General features: G+C 66.9%; 15 protein-coding genes. 12 read left to right on the top strand and 3 right to left on the bottom strand.

Annotated features, from left to right (window positions below; all coding sequences use genetic code 11):
* Window position 1 precedes the first annotated feature (1 nt).
* The 10 genes from HBB12_RS09785 (at window position 2) to HBB12_RS09740 (ending at window position 9,614) form a co-directional block, all read left to right on the top strand.
* The gene (locus HBB12_RS09785) at window positions 2-979 is read left to right on the top strand and encodes a beta-ketoacyl-ACP synthase III (RefSeq protein ID WP_236989170.1); all 978 of its coding nucleotides are present in this window, start codon (window positions 2-4) and stop codon (window positions 977-979) included.
* A 132-nt stretch (window positions 980-1,111) separates the two neighbouring features.
* Window positions 1,112-1,429, top strand: coding sequence for an integration host factor subunit alpha (locus tag HBB12_RS09780; RefSeq protein WP_236989169.1), 318 nt, complete (start codon window positions 1,112-1,114; stop codon window positions 1,427-1,429).
* A gap of 41 nt (window positions 1,430-1,470) precedes the next feature.
* Window positions 1,471-1,992, top strand: a complete 522-nt coding sequence (locus tag HBB12_RS09775; RefSeq protein WP_236989168.1) for a MerR family transcriptional regulator — start codon at window positions 1,471-1,473, stop codon at window positions 1,990-1,992.
* Between the two features lie 235 nt (window positions 1,993-2,227).
* Entirely contained in the window at window positions 2,228-2,506 is a 279-nt protein-coding gene (locus HBB12_RS09770; RefSeq protein ID WP_236989167.1) for a hypothetical protein, read from the top strand.
* A complete protein-coding gene (locus HBB12_RS09765) occupies window positions 2,506-2,970 on the top strand; it encodes a PIN domain-containing protein (protein WP_236989166.1) in 465 nt (154 codons plus the stop codon). Before HBB12_RS09770 ends, HBB12_RS09765 begins: the two co-directional genes overlap by 1 nt.
* A gap of 105 nt (window positions 2,971-3,075) precedes the next feature.
* A complete protein-coding gene (locus HBB12_RS09760; RefSeq protein ID WP_236989165.1) occupies window positions 3,076-3,522 on the top strand; it encodes a hypothetical protein in 447 nt (148 codons plus the stop codon).
* A gap of 201 nt (window positions 3,523-3,723) precedes the next feature.
* The gene (locus tag HBB12_RS09755; protein WP_236989164.1) at window positions 3,724-4,200 is read left to right on the top strand and encodes a 4-aminobutyrate aminotransferase; all 477 of its coding nucleotides are present in this window, start codon (window positions 3,724-3,726) and stop codon (window positions 4,198-4,200) included.
* 355 nt (window positions 4,201-4,555) lie between these two features.
* Window positions 4,556-6,508 (top strand): PrkA family serine protein kinase, encoded by a 1,953-nt coding sequence (locus HBB12_RS09750; protein WP_203158813.1) that lies wholly within the window; start codon window positions 4,556-4,558, stop codon window positions 6,506-6,508.
* A 117-nt stretch (window positions 6,509-6,625) separates the two neighbouring features.
* Complete coding sequence (locus HBB12_RS09745; protein ID WP_236989163.1) at window positions 6,626-7,942, top strand: YeaH/YhbH family protein; 1,317 nt, start codon at window positions 6,626-6,628, stop codon at window positions 7,940-7,942.
* A gap of 91 nt (window positions 7,943-8,033) precedes the next feature.
* Window positions 8,034-9,614, top strand: coding sequence for a SpoVR family protein (locus HBB12_RS09740; protein WP_236989162.1), 1,581 nt, complete (start codon window positions 8,034-8,036; stop codon window positions 9,612-9,614).
* Window positions 9,615-9,759: 145 nt separating this feature from the next.
* Here the strand turns inward: HBB12_RS09740 and HBB12_RS09735 are convergent, their stop codons facing one another.
* Window positions 9,760-10,101, bottom strand: a complete 342-nt coding sequence (locus HBB12_RS09735) for a DUF1476 domain-containing protein (RefSeq protein ID WP_236989161.1) — start codon at window positions 10,099-10,101, stop codon at window positions 9,760-9,762.
* 160 nt (window positions 10,102-10,261) lie between these two features.
* Between HBB12_RS09735 and HBB12_RS09730 the strand changes: the two genes are divergently transcribed.
* Together HBB12_RS09730 and HBB12_RS09725 are read left to right on the top strand one after the other, a co-directional pair.
* Complete coding sequence (locus HBB12_RS09730) at window positions 10,262-10,753, top strand: YciE/YciF ferroxidase family protein (protein WP_236989160.1); 492 nt, start codon at window positions 10,262-10,264, stop codon at window positions 10,751-10,753.
* A gap of 42 nt (window positions 10,754-10,795) precedes the next feature.
* Window positions 10,796-11,209: a VOC family protein gene (locus tag HBB12_RS09725; RefSeq protein ID WP_236989159.1), complete on the top strand. Its 414-nt coding sequence runs from the start codon at window positions 10,796-10,798 to the stop codon at window positions 11,207-11,209.
* Here the strand turns inward: HBB12_RS09725 and HBB12_RS09720 are convergent.
* Together HBB12_RS09720 and HBB12_RS09715 are read right to left on the bottom strand one after the other, a co-directional pair.
* On the bottom strand, window positions 11,203-12,207 hold the full coding sequence (locus HBB12_RS09720; protein WP_236989158.1) for a glucokinase: 1,005 nt from the start codon (window positions 12,205-12,207) through the stop codon (window positions 11,203-11,205). The two genes, HBB12_RS09725 and HBB12_RS09720, sit on opposite strands and share 7 nt — an antisense overlap.
* Before the next feature lie 68 nt (window positions 12,208-12,275).
* On the bottom strand, window positions 12,276-13,226 hold the full coding sequence (locus HBB12_RS09715) for a 3-hydroxyacyl-CoA dehydrogenase family protein (protein ID WP_236989157.1): 951 nt from the start codon (window positions 13,224-13,226) through the stop codon (window positions 12,276-12,278).
* Window positions 13,227-13,422 lie beyond the last annotated feature (196 nt).

Here is a 13,422-nt window from a genome sequence, read left to right as displayed (position 1 = left end):
CATGACCCGCCTTCGCTCGGTGGTGCGGGGCTGCGGCTCCTACCTGCCGCGGAACACCGTCACCAACGACGACCTCGCCGCCCGGGTCGACACCTCGGACGACTGGATCATCCAGCGCACTGGCATCCGCCAGCGCCACATCGCCGAAGCGGACGAGACCACCTCGGTGCTCGGTATCAAGGCGGCGGAGCGCGCCTTGCAGGATGCCGGGATCGACGCCTCGACGATCGACCTCGTGATCTGCGCGACCTCGACGCCGGACCACACCTTCCCGTCGACGGCGACGCAGATCCAGGCCGGGCTCGGCATCCGGACGGGGGCCGCCTTCGACCTCCAGGCGGTCTGCGCCGGTTTCGTCTACGCGGTCGCCACCGCCGACAAGTTCCTGGTGACGGGCGCTGCCACCCGCGCCCTCGTCGTCGGTGCCGAGACCTTTTCGCGCTTGCTCGACTGGGAGGACCGCACCACCTGCGTGCTGTTCGGCGACGGCGCCGGCGCCCTGGTGCTGGAAGCCCAACCCGGCGAGGGCCATTCCGGCGACCGCGGCGTGCTGACGAGCCAGCTCCGGGCCGACGGCCGCCACCGGGAAAAGCTCTACGTCGATGGCGGGCCCGGCTCGACCGGCACCACCGGCAAGCTGCGCATGGTCGGCAAGGAGGTCTTCCGCTTCGCCGTCGGCTCGGTGACCGACGTGATCGCGCAAGCCTTCGAGGCCACCGGCACCACCGCCGACGACCTCGACTGGTTCGTGCCGCACCAGGCCAACCGGCGGATCATCGAGGCCTCGGCCGACAAGCTCGGCATCGCCCGCGAGAAGGTGGTGCTGACGGTCGACCGCCACGGCAACACCTCGGCGGCCTCGATTCCGCTGGCGCTCGACGCGGCCTGCCGGGACGGCCGGATCAAGCGAGGCGACCTCGTGATGATCGAGGCGATCGGCGGCGGCTTCACCTGGGGCAGTGCCCTGATCCGCTGGTAGGCGAGACGGGTAGACCCACAAAGTATCCGGGAACCCGCCCGACGCCCGGTTGACCCGGCGCGCATCGCCGATTAGCGTGCGCGATCATAGACATACGTTAGTTCGCGATTCAGCCGCCGGGGGAGCAGCACGATGGCAGGCAAGACGGTCACGCGGGCCGATCTGAGCGAGGCCGTCTACCAGCGGGTCGGCCTGTCGCGGACGGAATCCGCAGCCCTGGTGGAGACGGTCCTGTCGGAGATCTGCGGCTGCCTCTCTGCCGGCGAGACCGTGAAGCTGTCCTCCTTCGGCTCCTTCGTGGTGCGCGACAAGGGCAAGCGGGTCGGCCGCAACCCCAAGACCGGTGTCGAGGTGGCGATCGAGCCGCGCCGGGTGATGGTGTTCAAGCCCTCGAACGTGCTCAAGGCCCGGATCAACGGCGACGCCGCTCCGGACGAAGACGACAGTTGAGCCCGCCCGGGCACCGCGCGGGCTGATTCAGGATCGGGCCGATGACCGGGATGCCGATCGAGGACGAGGACGTCTCGGAGCCCGGCGGCGCCGACGCCTCCAGTCGCGCCCTTCTGCCTGAGAAAGAACCCGGTGCCTTCCGCACCATCAGCGAGGTCGCCGAGGACCTCGACCTGCCCCAGCACGTGCTGCGCTTCTGGGAGACGCGCTTCACGCAAGTGCGCCCGCTCAAGCGCGGCGGCAACCGGCGCTACTACCGCCCCGACGACGTCGACCTCCTGCGCGGCATCCGCCGCCTCCTTTATGGGCAGGGCTACACGATCCGCGGCGTCCAGCGGATCCTGCGCGAGCGCGGCATGCGCTTCGTCCAGGCCGTCGGCCGCGGCGAGCAGGTCGCCCCCGCCTTCGTCGAGTCCGACCACGAGCCGGAGCCCGAGACCGCCCCGCCGCCGCTGGGGCGGGCGGACCGGGCGAGCCTGAACGCCGTGCTCGATGAGTTGCGGGCGTGTCGGCGGCAGCTGGCCGGTTTGCGTCCTGCGAGTCTTTCAGACGACTGCGAGTGACATGCAATCCGGAAGATCCCTCCTGGATTGCATGTCACCAGCCCGCGACGGTGAAGCTGCGCTTCACACACTTGAGCGAAGCCGGTTTCCGCATCGCGAACGCGATTGCGCAGCAATCGCCGAGCGATCAATCGGACACCGCACGAGATTTCGTCGGAGTGGCCTTCACGGCGCTATCTGGTAGACTGGTGTCCCGCGCCGAACGCCGAAGCCGACATAGAGGTGCAAGGTGGACGTGAAGCAAGCTGTCGCCAAGGCAAAAGATTATCTCTTGAACGTATTCGCCGACGAGCAAATCTCCGACATAAGGCTCGAGGAGGTCGAATTCGATCGGTTGGACAATGCCTGGCTGATAACGCTTGGCCTCCTGCGACAGCAGCGTATGCCGGGCATTGTCACGGCTCTGACGGGCGCGACCGCTCCGGTATACAAAAGAGATTACAAGCTTGTTCGTATGCCTGATAATGAAAATGAGGTGCCGTCCATCAAGATTCGCAGCCTCGGCGGTGACTGATGCGAACCATCGTGCTTGACACGCAGCTTATCGTTTTGCTTGCGGTCGGCTTAACATCGGCAGACATTATTCACAAGCACAAAAATTTAAGCTCTTTTACGATCGCTGATTTTGATTTGCTCATACAGCTTCTTGGTAGCGATCCAAAGCTGATCTTGTTGCCAAATACGGTTTCGGAGGCCGCCAATCTGCTGCGGCAGCACCGCGATCCAGAGCGAAGCCGCATCATGGATGTGTTCAAAACCGTGGTGCATAAACATCAAGAGCATTATATCACCAGCAAGGCGGCGACATCGAGACAAGAATACAGGCGTCTCGGCGTCGCCGATGCAGCGATTCTCGAATGCTGCACGGATAGGCACGAGATTCTGACCGCAGATGCAGATCTGCACGTGACCGCATCCGCGCTCGGATTACGGTCTACCAACTTCAACCACAAACGGCACGAATTTGGCATCCTTTGAAGCTATGCTTCTGGACCTCGAGCCGAAGCGACCGTTCGCTGCGATACCGATTCTGTATTTCTGCCGCGCTCCCGAACCGAACCACCGAGCCCGCGTTCCTCGCACATGGCCGACCCTCGCCGCCACGCTTCCCCGACCACCGAGCTGATCGCCCGGCTGATGCGCATCGTCCGCACCTGCCCGGAAGCGACCGCCGACGTGCTCGAACTGGTGCTGCTGGTGAGCCAGATCGAGGCGATTCCGGTGGTCGACCGCGATTATCGCGATGCGAAACGGGTGATCGCGCGGCTGCGCCAACCGCTCTGGGACATGACGCCCGACCAGCGCCAGGTGCTGCGCCAGGCCGCCGACACGATCCGCGACGCCTGCCGCCTGCGCGAGAGCGATATCCCGACGGACGCGATCGGCGATGCCGGCGAGCGGGCGCGGATCGAGCGCGGGCTCGCCTCGGCCCTTGCGGGCGAGTTCACGCCGGCGCAGATCGCACGGGTGACCGGCGCCGCCCTGGCGGTGTTGCAAGCGGCGACGGGCGACGAACCCGGGGAGAGCTAGGATGATCGGCGACTATCCGGTCGAGGGGCGCGGCTATTGGATCTGGCTCAGCGGGGTGGCCCTGCTCGGGCTGTTCAACCTGTTCGTGATGCTGGTTCTGCACTGACGGATTTACGCGCCGGAAACACGCCCCCGGCCCTCGACGGCACCGGGCCCGCTCCCCACATGCGGCCGGCATCCCCTTGGAGAGCCTGAAGCCCCATGACCAGCAATTTCCGCCCGACCCTGGCGCTCGCCGTCCTGATGGCCGCCGGGCCCGTGCTGGCCGCCGGCCCCGCTTTCGCGCAGGCCGCCAAGGTGCGCGAGCATTCCGTCGCCTCCGGCAAGCAGGTCCGGCTCGTGATGGTGCCGAACCTGAAGAAGGATTGCTCGCTCGGGCCGCAGCCCGAATTGAAGGTGACGAGCCCGCCCAAGAACGGCGCCCTGATCCAGCGCGCCGGCAAGGTGAAGACCCCCGCCACCTATCGCTGCCCGAACGCCGACGCCAACGTCCAGGCCCTGTTCTACGAGAGCAAGGCGGGCTTCACCGGCACCGACGAGGTGACGGTGGAGATCAAGGGCACCGACGGCAACGTGAGCACCCAGACCATCAAGCTCACCGTCGGGCCCGCGGGCTCCAAGGAGGGCCCGAAGGACGCGCCGAAGGACGGCGCGAAGAAAGACACGACCGACCTGTGACGGCGGTCGACACGACGATCTGACCCGGGATCCGAAACGAAGCGGGAACGGCGGCCTCGCGGCCGGCGTTCCCCTAGCGTCTCGCGGAGCAGACGACGACGCTCCGAGGGGTGTGGAAAAACCGGAACGGGCGTGTCCTTTACGGCACAGGGCCGGTCGCGCACCGGCTTTGGCATTGGCGGATCTGCAACTTTCCCGGCCGCCGCGGCACGCGCCTTGCCCGCAGCCGGCCTGCATACAGGCTCCTGGCCGCCTCCGCATCCCTCCGAACGTCGCCGCGCTGCGACAAACATGGGGATATCGATTGCATCCGAGGCGGGACAGGATGATCCTGGCGATGTCGTGAGGGTCCGGAATGCCAATGCCGTCAGCGAGCGACCTCTTTCAAACTTTCGCGCGCAGCTACGAGTCCCGTCGGGACGCGGAGCTGTCCCTGTCCGAATATCTCGAAGCCTGCCGTGACAATCCCCTGATGTACGCGAGTGCGCCGGAGCGCATTCTCGACGCGATCGGCAAGCCCGAGTTCATCGACACGGCGCGGGACCCGCGCCTGGGCCGGATCTTCATGAACCGGACCATCCGCACCTATCCCGCCTTTTCCGAGTTCTACGGCATGGAGGAGACGATCGAGCGGATCGTCTCGTTCTTCCGCCATGCCGCCCAAGGTCTGGAGGAGCGCAAGCAGATCCTCTACCTGCTCGGGCCGGTCGGTGGCGGCAAGTCCTCCTTGGCCGAGCGGCTCAAGGCCCTGATGGAGGTGCATCCCATCTACGTGCTCAAGGCCGGCAACGAGATGAGCCCGGTCTTCGAGAGCCCGCTGGTGCTGTTCGACCCCGAGACGATGGGGCCGATGATCGAGGAGCGCTACGGCGTGCCGCGGCGGCGCCTGACCGGGCTGATGAGCCCGTGGTGCCTCAAGCGCCTCGACGAGTTCGGCGGCGACATCTCCAAGTTCAAGGTCGTCAAGGTCAACCCGTCGCGCCTGCGCCAGATCGGTATCGCCAAGACCGAGCCGGGCGACGAGAACAACCAGGACATCTCGTCCCTCGTCGGCAAGGTCGACATCCGCAAGCTCGAGACCCTGAGCCAGGCCGATCCCGACGCCTATTCCTATTCGGGCGGCCTCAACCGGGCGAACCAGGGCATCCTCGAATTCGTCGAGATGTTCAAGGCGCCGATCAAGATGCTGCACCCCCTGCTCACCGCGACGCAGGAGGGCAACTATGTCGGCACCGAGAATATCGGCGCGATCCCGTTCACCGGCATCATCCTCGCCCACTCGAACGAGGCCGAGTGGCAGAGCTTCAAGACCAACAAGAACAACGAAGCCTTCATCGACCGCATCTACGTCATCAAGGTGCCGTACTGCCTGCGGGTGACCGAGGAACAGCGGATCTACGAGAAGCTGGTCTCGGGTTCCGAGCTGGCCACCGCCCGCTGCGCCCCCGGCACGCTGGAGATGCTGGCCCGGTTCTCGGTGCTCTCGCGGCTGCGCGAGCACGCGAATTCCAACGTCTTCTCCAAGATGCGGGTCTATGACGGCGAGTCCCTGCGCGAGGTCGATCCCCGCGCCCGCTCGATGCAGGAATACAAGGACACCGCCGGCGTCGACGAGGGCATGGACGGGATCTCGACCCGCTTCGCCTTCAAGGTGATGGCCGCCACCTTCAACCACGACACCACCGAGGTCTCGGCCGACCCGGTCCACCTGATGTACGTCCTCGAACAGTCGCTGCGCCGCGAGCAGCTGCCGCCTGAGACCGAGAAGCGTTACCTCGAATTCATCAAGGGTGAGCTGGCGCCGCGCTACGCCGAGTTCATCGGCCACGAGATCCAGAAGGCGTACCTCGAATCGTACCACGATTACGGCCAGAACCTGTTCGACCGCTACATCGACTATGCGGACGCCTGGATCGAGGACCAGGACTTCAAGGATCCGGAGACCGGGCAGCTGCTCAACCGCGAACTCCTGAACCAGGAGCTCACCAAGATCGAGAAGCCGGCGGGCATCGCCAACCCGAAGGATTTCCGCAACGAGGTGGTGAAGTTCGCCCTGCGCTCGCGGGCCCAGCATGGCGGGCGCAACCCATCCTGGACCTCCTACGAGAAGATCCGCGAGGTGATCGAGCGGCGGATGTTCAGCCAGGTCGAGGAACTCCTGCCGGTGATCTCCTTCGGTTCGAAGAAGGACAGCGAGACCGAGAAGAAGCACGGCGAGTTCGTCGAGCGGATGAAGGACCGCGGCTATACCGAGCGCCAGGTCCGCCGCCTGGTCGAGTGGTACATGCGCGTCAAGCAAGCCGGCTGAACCGCGATCGAACCACCACGGCCCGCGGGTTCGTCTTCCGCGGGCCTGCCACCAAGGAGCGGTGGCGGGGACTATGCCCGATACGGTATGATGGCGCGATCGGAGAGCGCGAAGCGGATGCACATCATCGATCGACGCCTCAATCCCGGCGGCAAGAGCCTGGCGAACCGGCAGCGTTTCCTGCGCCGGGTCCGCGACGTGGCCCAGCGCGCCGTGCGCGAGGCGGCCCGGGACAAGGACATCAAGGATCTCGGCAAGGACGGCAACGTCACCGTTCCGGTCGACGGGGTGCGTGAGCCGAAATTCACCCGCAACCCCTCGACCGGGATCAACGACCACATCCTGCCGGGCAACAAGACCTATATCGAGGGTGACCTGATCGAGCGCCCGCCGGGCGGCGGCGGGGGAGGGGGCGGCAGCGGCGAGGGCAGCGACGGCGGGGCCGACGGCGAGGACACGTTCCGCTTCGTCCTCACCCGCGAGGAATTCCTGGAACTCTTCCTCGAGGATCTCGAACTGCCCGACCTCGCCAAGCGCCGCCTCGCGGTGGTCGAGACCGCGACCCTGCGCCGGGCCGGCTACACGGTGTCGGGCTCGCCCGCCAACCTGGCGCTCGGGCGGACCCTGCGCAATTCGCTGTCGCGGCGCATCGCGCTGAAACGGCCCAAATCCGTCGAGATGGAGGCCCTGGCAGACGAAATCAGGGCGCTGGAGGAGAGCCAGCCCGACGCGGTGGTCCTCGACGAATTGAAGGCCGAGCTGGAGCGCCTGCGCACCCGCTCGCAGCGCATCCCTTACGTCGACCCGATCGACCTGCGCTACCGGCGCTTCGAGCCCTATCCGCGGCCGGTGGCCCAGGCGGTGATGTTCTGCCTGATGGACGTCTCGGGCTCGATGACCGAGCACATGAAGGACCTCGCCAAGCGGTTCTACATTCTGCTCCACATCTTCCTGACCCGGCGCTACAAGCACGTCGAGATCGTCTTCATCCGCCACACCGACCACGCCAAGGAGGTCGACGAGGAGACGTTCTTCGGCTCGCGCGAGACCGGCGGCACGCTGGTCTCCTCGGCTTTGGTCGAGATGAAGCGGATCATCGCCGAGCGCTACAATCCCGAGGACTGGAACATCTACGCCGCACAGGCATCGGATGGCGACAACGTATCGAGCGACGGCGCCACGTCGCAGGACCTCTTGCGCTCGGCGATCCTGCCGGCCTGCCAGTACTTCGCCTATCTCGAAGTCGGCGACGAGGGCGGGCCGCGGGCGGGCTTCGTCGAGCACCGCACCACCTTGTGGCGCACCTACGAGCCGGTCTCGAAGACCAATTCGGTGCTGGCCATGCGCAAGGTCAACCACCGCCGCGACATCTACCCGGTCTTCCGCGAGCTGTTCGCCCGCAACAAGGCCGGGCAGGAGGCCGCGTCACCGTGACGACGCGCGGTCCTTGAGTCCGCGCGATTCGAGTTCAGGATTCGCATCCCGCCGGGGGATGCGTCCCAGGCACCGGGAGGTCCGACGCCCGATGAGTTCCGCCACCTTCGGCGCGCGGCCCGCCGGCCCGGCCGTGATCGTCAAGAACACCCCGCTCTTCACCGGCAACGACTGGGATTTCGACACCATCCGGCGCATCCACGACGCCTGCGAGGCGATCGCCGGACCCGAACTCGGTCTGAGCTGGTACCCGAACCAGATCGAGATCATCACCGCCGAGCAGATGCTGGACGCTTACGCGTCGATCGGCATGCCGTTGTTCTACAAGCACTGGTCGTTCGGCAAGCACTTCGCCCAGCACGAAGCCGGTTATCGCCGCGGCTTGATGGGGCTCGCCTACGAGATCGTCATCAATTCCGACCCGTGCATCTCCTACATCATGGAGGAGAACACGGCGACGATGCAGACTCTGGTCATCGCCCACGCCGCCTTCGGCCACAACCATTTCTTCAAGAACAACTACCTGTTCCGGCAATGGACGGATGCGGAAGGCATCCTCGACTACCTCGACTTCGCCAAGACCTTCATCACCCGGTGCGAGGAGCGCTACGGCCACAATGCCGTCGAGGCCGTGCTGGACGCCGCCCACGCCCTGATGAACCAGGGCGTGCACCGCTACCCGCGCAAGAAGCGCCCCGACCTCTCCTCCGAGCAGCGCCGCGAGCGTGAGCGCCACGAGCACCAGGAGAGGATGTACAACGACCTCTGGCGCACCCTGCCGGCCAAGACCCAGTCCGGAAAGCCGGACCCGGGGGCCGAGCGGCGCCGGGCGCTCCTGGAATTGCCGCAGGAGAACATACTCTACTTCCTGGAGAAGGCGGCGCCGCGGCTGCAGCCCTGGCAGCGCGAGATTCTGCGCATCGTCCGCCACGTGGCGCAGTATTTCTATCCGCAGCGCCAGACCAAGGTGATGAACGAGGGCTGCGCCACCTACAATCACTACCGGATCATGACCCGCCTGTCGGAGACCGGGCAGATCAACGAGGCGGCCTACCTCGAATTCCTGCAATCGCATACCAACGTGATCCGCCAGCCGACCTACGACGACCGGCATTACGGCGGCCACAACCCTTATGCCATCGGCTTTGCCATGATGACGGACATCGCCCGCATCTGCACCGAGCCGACCGAGGAGGACCGGGCCTGGTTCCCCGACATCGCCGGCAGCGGCGACGCGATGGAGGTCCTTCGCGATGTCTGGGCGAATTATCGCGACGAGAGCTTCATCGCACAATTCCTCAGCCCGAAGCTGATGCGCCAGCTGCGGCTGTTCCACGTCACCGACGATCCGGACAAGCCGGAACTCCGCGTCGAGGCGATCCACGACGAGCGCGGCTACCGGAAGTTGCGCCGGGCCTTCGCGCGGCAATACGATGTCGCCTGGCTCGATCCCGACATCGAGGTTGTGGATGTCGACCTGGAGGGCGACCGCAAGCTGATCCTGCACCACAAGGTGCTCAACCGGGTTCTGCTCAACAAGGACGACGCGATGCGGGTGCTCCAGCACCTCGCCGATTTGTGGGGCTACGACGTCCTGATGAAGGAGGTCGATACCACGACCGGCGCGGTCCTCAAGGAGCACACCGCCAGCGCGCGGCCGACTTTCTTCTGAAGAATCGTCCGTTACGACCTCGACATGACGACCACCCTCCACGTCATCCCGGGTTCTCAGCTACGTCGAGCCCCGTAATGACGTAGAGGGTGACAGCAAGGACGGTGAATTCCACCCTCTGCGTCGAGGAACGGCCTCGGACCCTTCAGCTCCTCGCCTGCTCGCGCACGGTCCGGGCCGCCTCGACCCCGGTGCGGGCGATCAGCGCGGGCAGGTCGTCGGCGGCGATGCCCTTCGCCGCGAGGTCGGCCCGCAGCCGGTCGGCCAGGGCCTCGTCGGGTGTCCGGCCTGCCGGGGGAGGGGTCGCGCCCGCCTCGACCAGGCGCCACTTGTAGGCCTCCGCCTCGCTGCCGGTAAGGTGCAGGCGTTCGCACATCCAGGCGGCCAGCATCTTGTTGCGCCGCGCGAGCGCCAGGAAGCGCAGTTCCTCGTCGAGGGCGAACAGAGCCTCGGCGGCCCTTTCCCGTTCGTCGAACAGCGTGGTCATGGGGTGATCTCCGCGGACGTGCTGCCCCCTGACGGAAAGTGGCATCGGCCGCCCGTGTGAACCAGGGTCTGCCCCATCACGAAGCCCGTGATCACGAGAGGAACGAAGGCGGCGACCGGGACGTTGCCGGGGCACATCGGTACCCCACGGGAGCATGACCATGGCCGACGACAAGAACCTCCGGGCGCTCTTCCTGCACCAGCTCAAGGACACCTACTTCGCCGAGAACGCGATCCTGAAGGCGCTGCCGAAGATGGCGAAGGCCGCCCGCTCCGAGGAGCTGCGGGGCGCCTTCGCCGTCCATGTCGAGGAGACCCGCGAGCAGGTGAAGCGCCTCGATCAGGTGTTTCGGATCGTCGGCGAGAAGCCCGAGGGCGTCACCTGCAAGGCGATCCAGGGCATCATCGCCGAGGGCGAGGAGGTGATGCAGGAATTCTCCGGCAGCGAGGCGCTCGATGCCGGCCTGATCGCCGCCGCGCAGGCCGTGGAGCATTACGAGATCACCCGCTACGGCACCCTTCTGGCCTGGGCCAAGCAGTTGGGGCTCGGCGAGGCCGAGAGCCTGATCAAGGAGACCTTGGTCGAGGAGGAGAACACCGACGAGCTCCTGTCCGAGCTCGCCGAGGAGGCGGTCAACCCGGCCGCCGCGTAACCGCTCAAAGCTCCCATGCGTTCTCCGGTGGGAGGTGACGCCATGCCGGAGATCGCCGGGATCCTCGAGACGGTCCTCTACGTCGACGACCTCGCGCGGGCGGCCGCGTTCTGGGGCGGGCCGATGGGCCTGCCCTGCCTCCACGAGGACCATCGGATGCGGGCCTACGACGTCGCCGGGCGCGGCGTCCTGCTGCTGTTTCCCCGCGGCGGCTCGCTGCACGCAATTCCGACGCCCGGCGGGACCATTCCGCCGCATGACGGATCGGGCCCGCTGCATCTCGCCCTGTCGATCCCGGCCGATGCGCTGGAGGAATGGGAGCGGCACCTCGCGGCACACGGCATCGCCATCGAGGGCCGCACCACCTGGCCGCGCGGCGGCGTCAGCCTGTACTTTCGCGATCCCGACGGTCACCTGGTGGAACTGGCGACGCCGGGATTATGGAAGGGCTATTGATCCGTCCCCTTCGCCGTCCAGTGCTGCCCGTCATAGGCGAAACGCTCCGGCTGGCAGGCGAGGGCCGAGAGGCCGGCGAGCGCCGGGTCGGCGATGGTGATGACGCAGGTCGGAATCTGCGTCATCCGGTCGGCGAAGGGCGGCTTGTGCTCGAAGGCCTGCCGGAAGGCGCCCTCGTTCAGCACGTCGAGGATCCGGGGCACGATGCCGCCGCCGATATAGACCCCGCCGGTCGCCAGGAAGGTGAGGGCGAGGTCGCCGCAGAGCCGCCCGAGCAGCTTGGAAAACACCCGCAACGTGCGCTGTGCCGCCGGATCCTCGCCCGACATTCCGCGCTCGGTGATGTCCTTCGGGTCCAGCTCAGCCCCGCCGAGCCCGGCATGGAGCCGGGTGAGGCCGGGGCCGGAGAGGAGCGATTCGACGGTGATGCGGCCCTCGATCCGGGAGAGATGCGGCCAGAACGCGAACTCCTCCGCGTCGCTCGGCCCGAAATCGGTGTGGCCGGCCTCGGTCGACACGATGGCGAGTTGCTTGCCGTAGGGCACGAGGCCGGCGGCGCCGAAGCCGGTGCCGGGGCCGAGCACCAGGCGGGCGCCGCCGTCGGGGCAGAGGGTCGGGCCGATCTGCTCGAGGATCGAGCGGTCGCGCCCGGCCGGGTCGAGATCGGCGGCGCCGGCCGCGACCGGCACGTAGTCGTTGACGATCCGGCAACTCGCGAGGCCGAAATCGCGGCCGATCCGCTCGCCCTCGATCACCCAATGGGCGTTGGTGAGGTGCACCGCCGGCCCGTCGACCCGGGCCGCCACCGCCAGGATGGCGGAGCGGGGCGGGGCAACCTTGCTTTTCGCCAGGGCATCGCGAATCGCCGCGCTCGGATCGGGATAGGCGGCGGTCTTCTCGTGGGCGAGCACCACCGGCTCGGCCCCCGGTTTCTCCTGCACGGCAAAGCGCGCATTGGTGCCACCGATATCGCCGAACAGGACCGGGAACTCGAACATGGCCGCCGCCTCGCCTCCGGAGCACTCACGGTGCGGTTATAGCGCCGCAGCGGTCCCGGTCGACGGGTTCACTCGCCTTCCATGCGGCCGACCTGCTTCATCGCGTGCTTCAGGGCGAGCAGGCGCCGGTCGCGGTCGCGAAAAAGCTCGGCCGGGTCGCGCCCGCCCCAGTCGAAGAAGCCCTTGCCCGCCATCACGCCGGTGCGCCCCTGCGCCACCAGTTCGTCGACCGCGTCCGAGCGGGTGCGCGCCGGCGGCGGGCTGTAGCTGGCATTGGCGAGCGCGTGGCGCAGCAATTCGATGCCGGTGAAATCCGCCTTGGCGAGGTGGCCGAGGATCGGGATGCGCAAGGCCAGCCCGTGGATGATGGCGTCGTCGATCTCGCGAGCCGAGGCCACGCCCTCGTCGAGGAGGTGATAGACCTCTGCCGAGATCGCGGACTGGATCCGGTTGGCGACGTAGCCGGGGATGAAGCGCTTGAGCACGATCGGCACCTGGCCGAGGCCCAGCACCAGCTGGCGCGCCTCCTCGATCACCGCCGGATCGGTGTGGGGTCCCGGCACCACGTCGACGAGGTCGACGATGTAGGGCGGGGTGTACCAGTGCATCACCAGGGCGTTCCGCTGCCGGGCCTCCGGGATCAGCGGGAAGACGTCGAGGTAGCTGGTGTTGCTGGCGATCCGGGTGTCAGGCGTACAAAGCCGGTCGAGCTCGGCGAACAGGGTACGCTTGGCCTCGGGATTCTCGGTGATCGCCTCGATGACGAGGCTCGCGCCCGCGACGGTTGCGGCGAGATCGGGTTCGAGGCGGATGGCTTGCGCGGCGCGTTCCGGCGTCCAGTCGGCCGAGACGGCGCCGGCCTCGCGCAGGGTGTCGAGGGCCGAGGCGATCAGGCCCGGCACCCGCTCCAGGGTCTCCGGCCGGCTGTCGGTCAGCCGCACCCGGTGCCCGCCCAGCGCCAGCACGAGGGCGATGCCGTGCCCCATCAAGCCGGCCCCGATGACCGCGATCTCGCTCATGGTATCCTCCCGTATGGATTGTTTGTCGTGGGTTCGAGATTCCGCGGTCACTCTATCATCCCACCTGCAACCTCATCCTGAGGTGCGAACGCAGTGAGCCTCGAAGGAGGTCTCCAGAAGCCTCCACGATCCCTGGAGTCCTCCTTCGAGGTCAGTCCATCGATGATGGACTGACACCTCAGGATGAGGTGAGAGG

Source organism: Methylobacterium sp. SyP6R (genome assembly GCF_019216885.1).
Lineage (GTDB): Bacteria > Pseudomonadota > Alphaproteobacteria > Rhizobiales > Beijerinckiaceae > Methylobacterium.
Note: the sequence above shows the minus strand (reverse complement) of the source record. Positions and strands in the feature narration are given on the sequence as shown.

Bases quoted from the DNA above. Each gene is read 5' to 3' on its own strand.
- HBB12_RS09785 (WP_236989170.1), top strand. From the start codon at position 2: ATGACCCGCCTTCGCTCGGTGGTGCGGGGCTGCGGCTCCTACCTGCCG.
- HBB12_RS09780 (WP_236989169.1), top strand. From the start codon at position 1,112: ATGGCAGGCAAGACGGTCACGCGGGCCGATCTGAGCGAGGCCGTCTAC.
- HBB12_RS09775 (WP_236989168.1), top strand. From the start codon at position 1,471: ATGACCGGGATGCCGATCGAGGACGAGGACGTCTCGGAGCCCGGCGGC.
- HBB12_RS09765 (WP_236989166.1), top strand. From the start codon at position 2,506: ATGCGAACCATCGTGCTTGACACGCAGCTTATCGTTTTGCTTGCGGTC.
- HBB12_RS09760 (WP_236989165.1), top strand. From the start codon at position 3,076: ATGGCCGACCCTCGCCGCCACGCTTCCCCGACCACCGAGCTGATCGCC.
- HBB12_RS09755 (WP_236989164.1), top strand. From the start codon at position 3,724: ATGACCAGCAATTTCCGCCCGACCCTGGCGCTCGCCGTCCTGATGGCC.
- HBB12_RS09750 (WP_203158813.1), top strand. From the start codon at position 4,556: ATGCCAATGCCGTCAGCGAGCGACCTCTTTCAAACTTTCGCGCGCAGC.
- HBB12_RS09745 (WP_236989163.1), top strand. From the start codon at position 6,626: ATGCACATCATCGATCGACGCCTCAATCCCGGCGGCAAGAGCCTGGCG.
- HBB12_RS09740 (WP_236989162.1), top strand. From the start codon at position 8,034: ATGAGTTCCGCCACCTTCGGCGCGCGGCCCGCCGGCCCGGCCGTGATC.
- HBB12_RS09735 (WP_236989161.1), bottom strand. From the start codon at position 10,101: ATGACCACGCTGTTCGACGAACGGGAAAGGGCCGCCGAGGCTCTGTTC.
- HBB12_RS09730 (WP_236989160.1), top strand. From the start codon at position 10,262: ATGGCCGACGACAAGAACCTCCGGGCGCTCTTCCTGCACCAGCTCAAG.
- HBB12_RS09725 (WP_236989159.1), top strand. From the start codon at position 10,796: ATGCCGGAGATCGCCGGGATCCTCGAGACGGTCCTCTACGTCGACGAC.
- HBB12_RS09720 (WP_236989158.1), bottom strand. From the start codon at position 12,207: ATGTTCGAGTTCCCGGTCCTGTTCGGCGATATCGGTGGCACCAATGCG.
- HBB12_RS09715 (WP_236989157.1), bottom strand. From the start codon at position 13,226: ATGAGCGAGATCGCGGTCATCGGGGCCGGCTTGATGGGGCACGGCATC.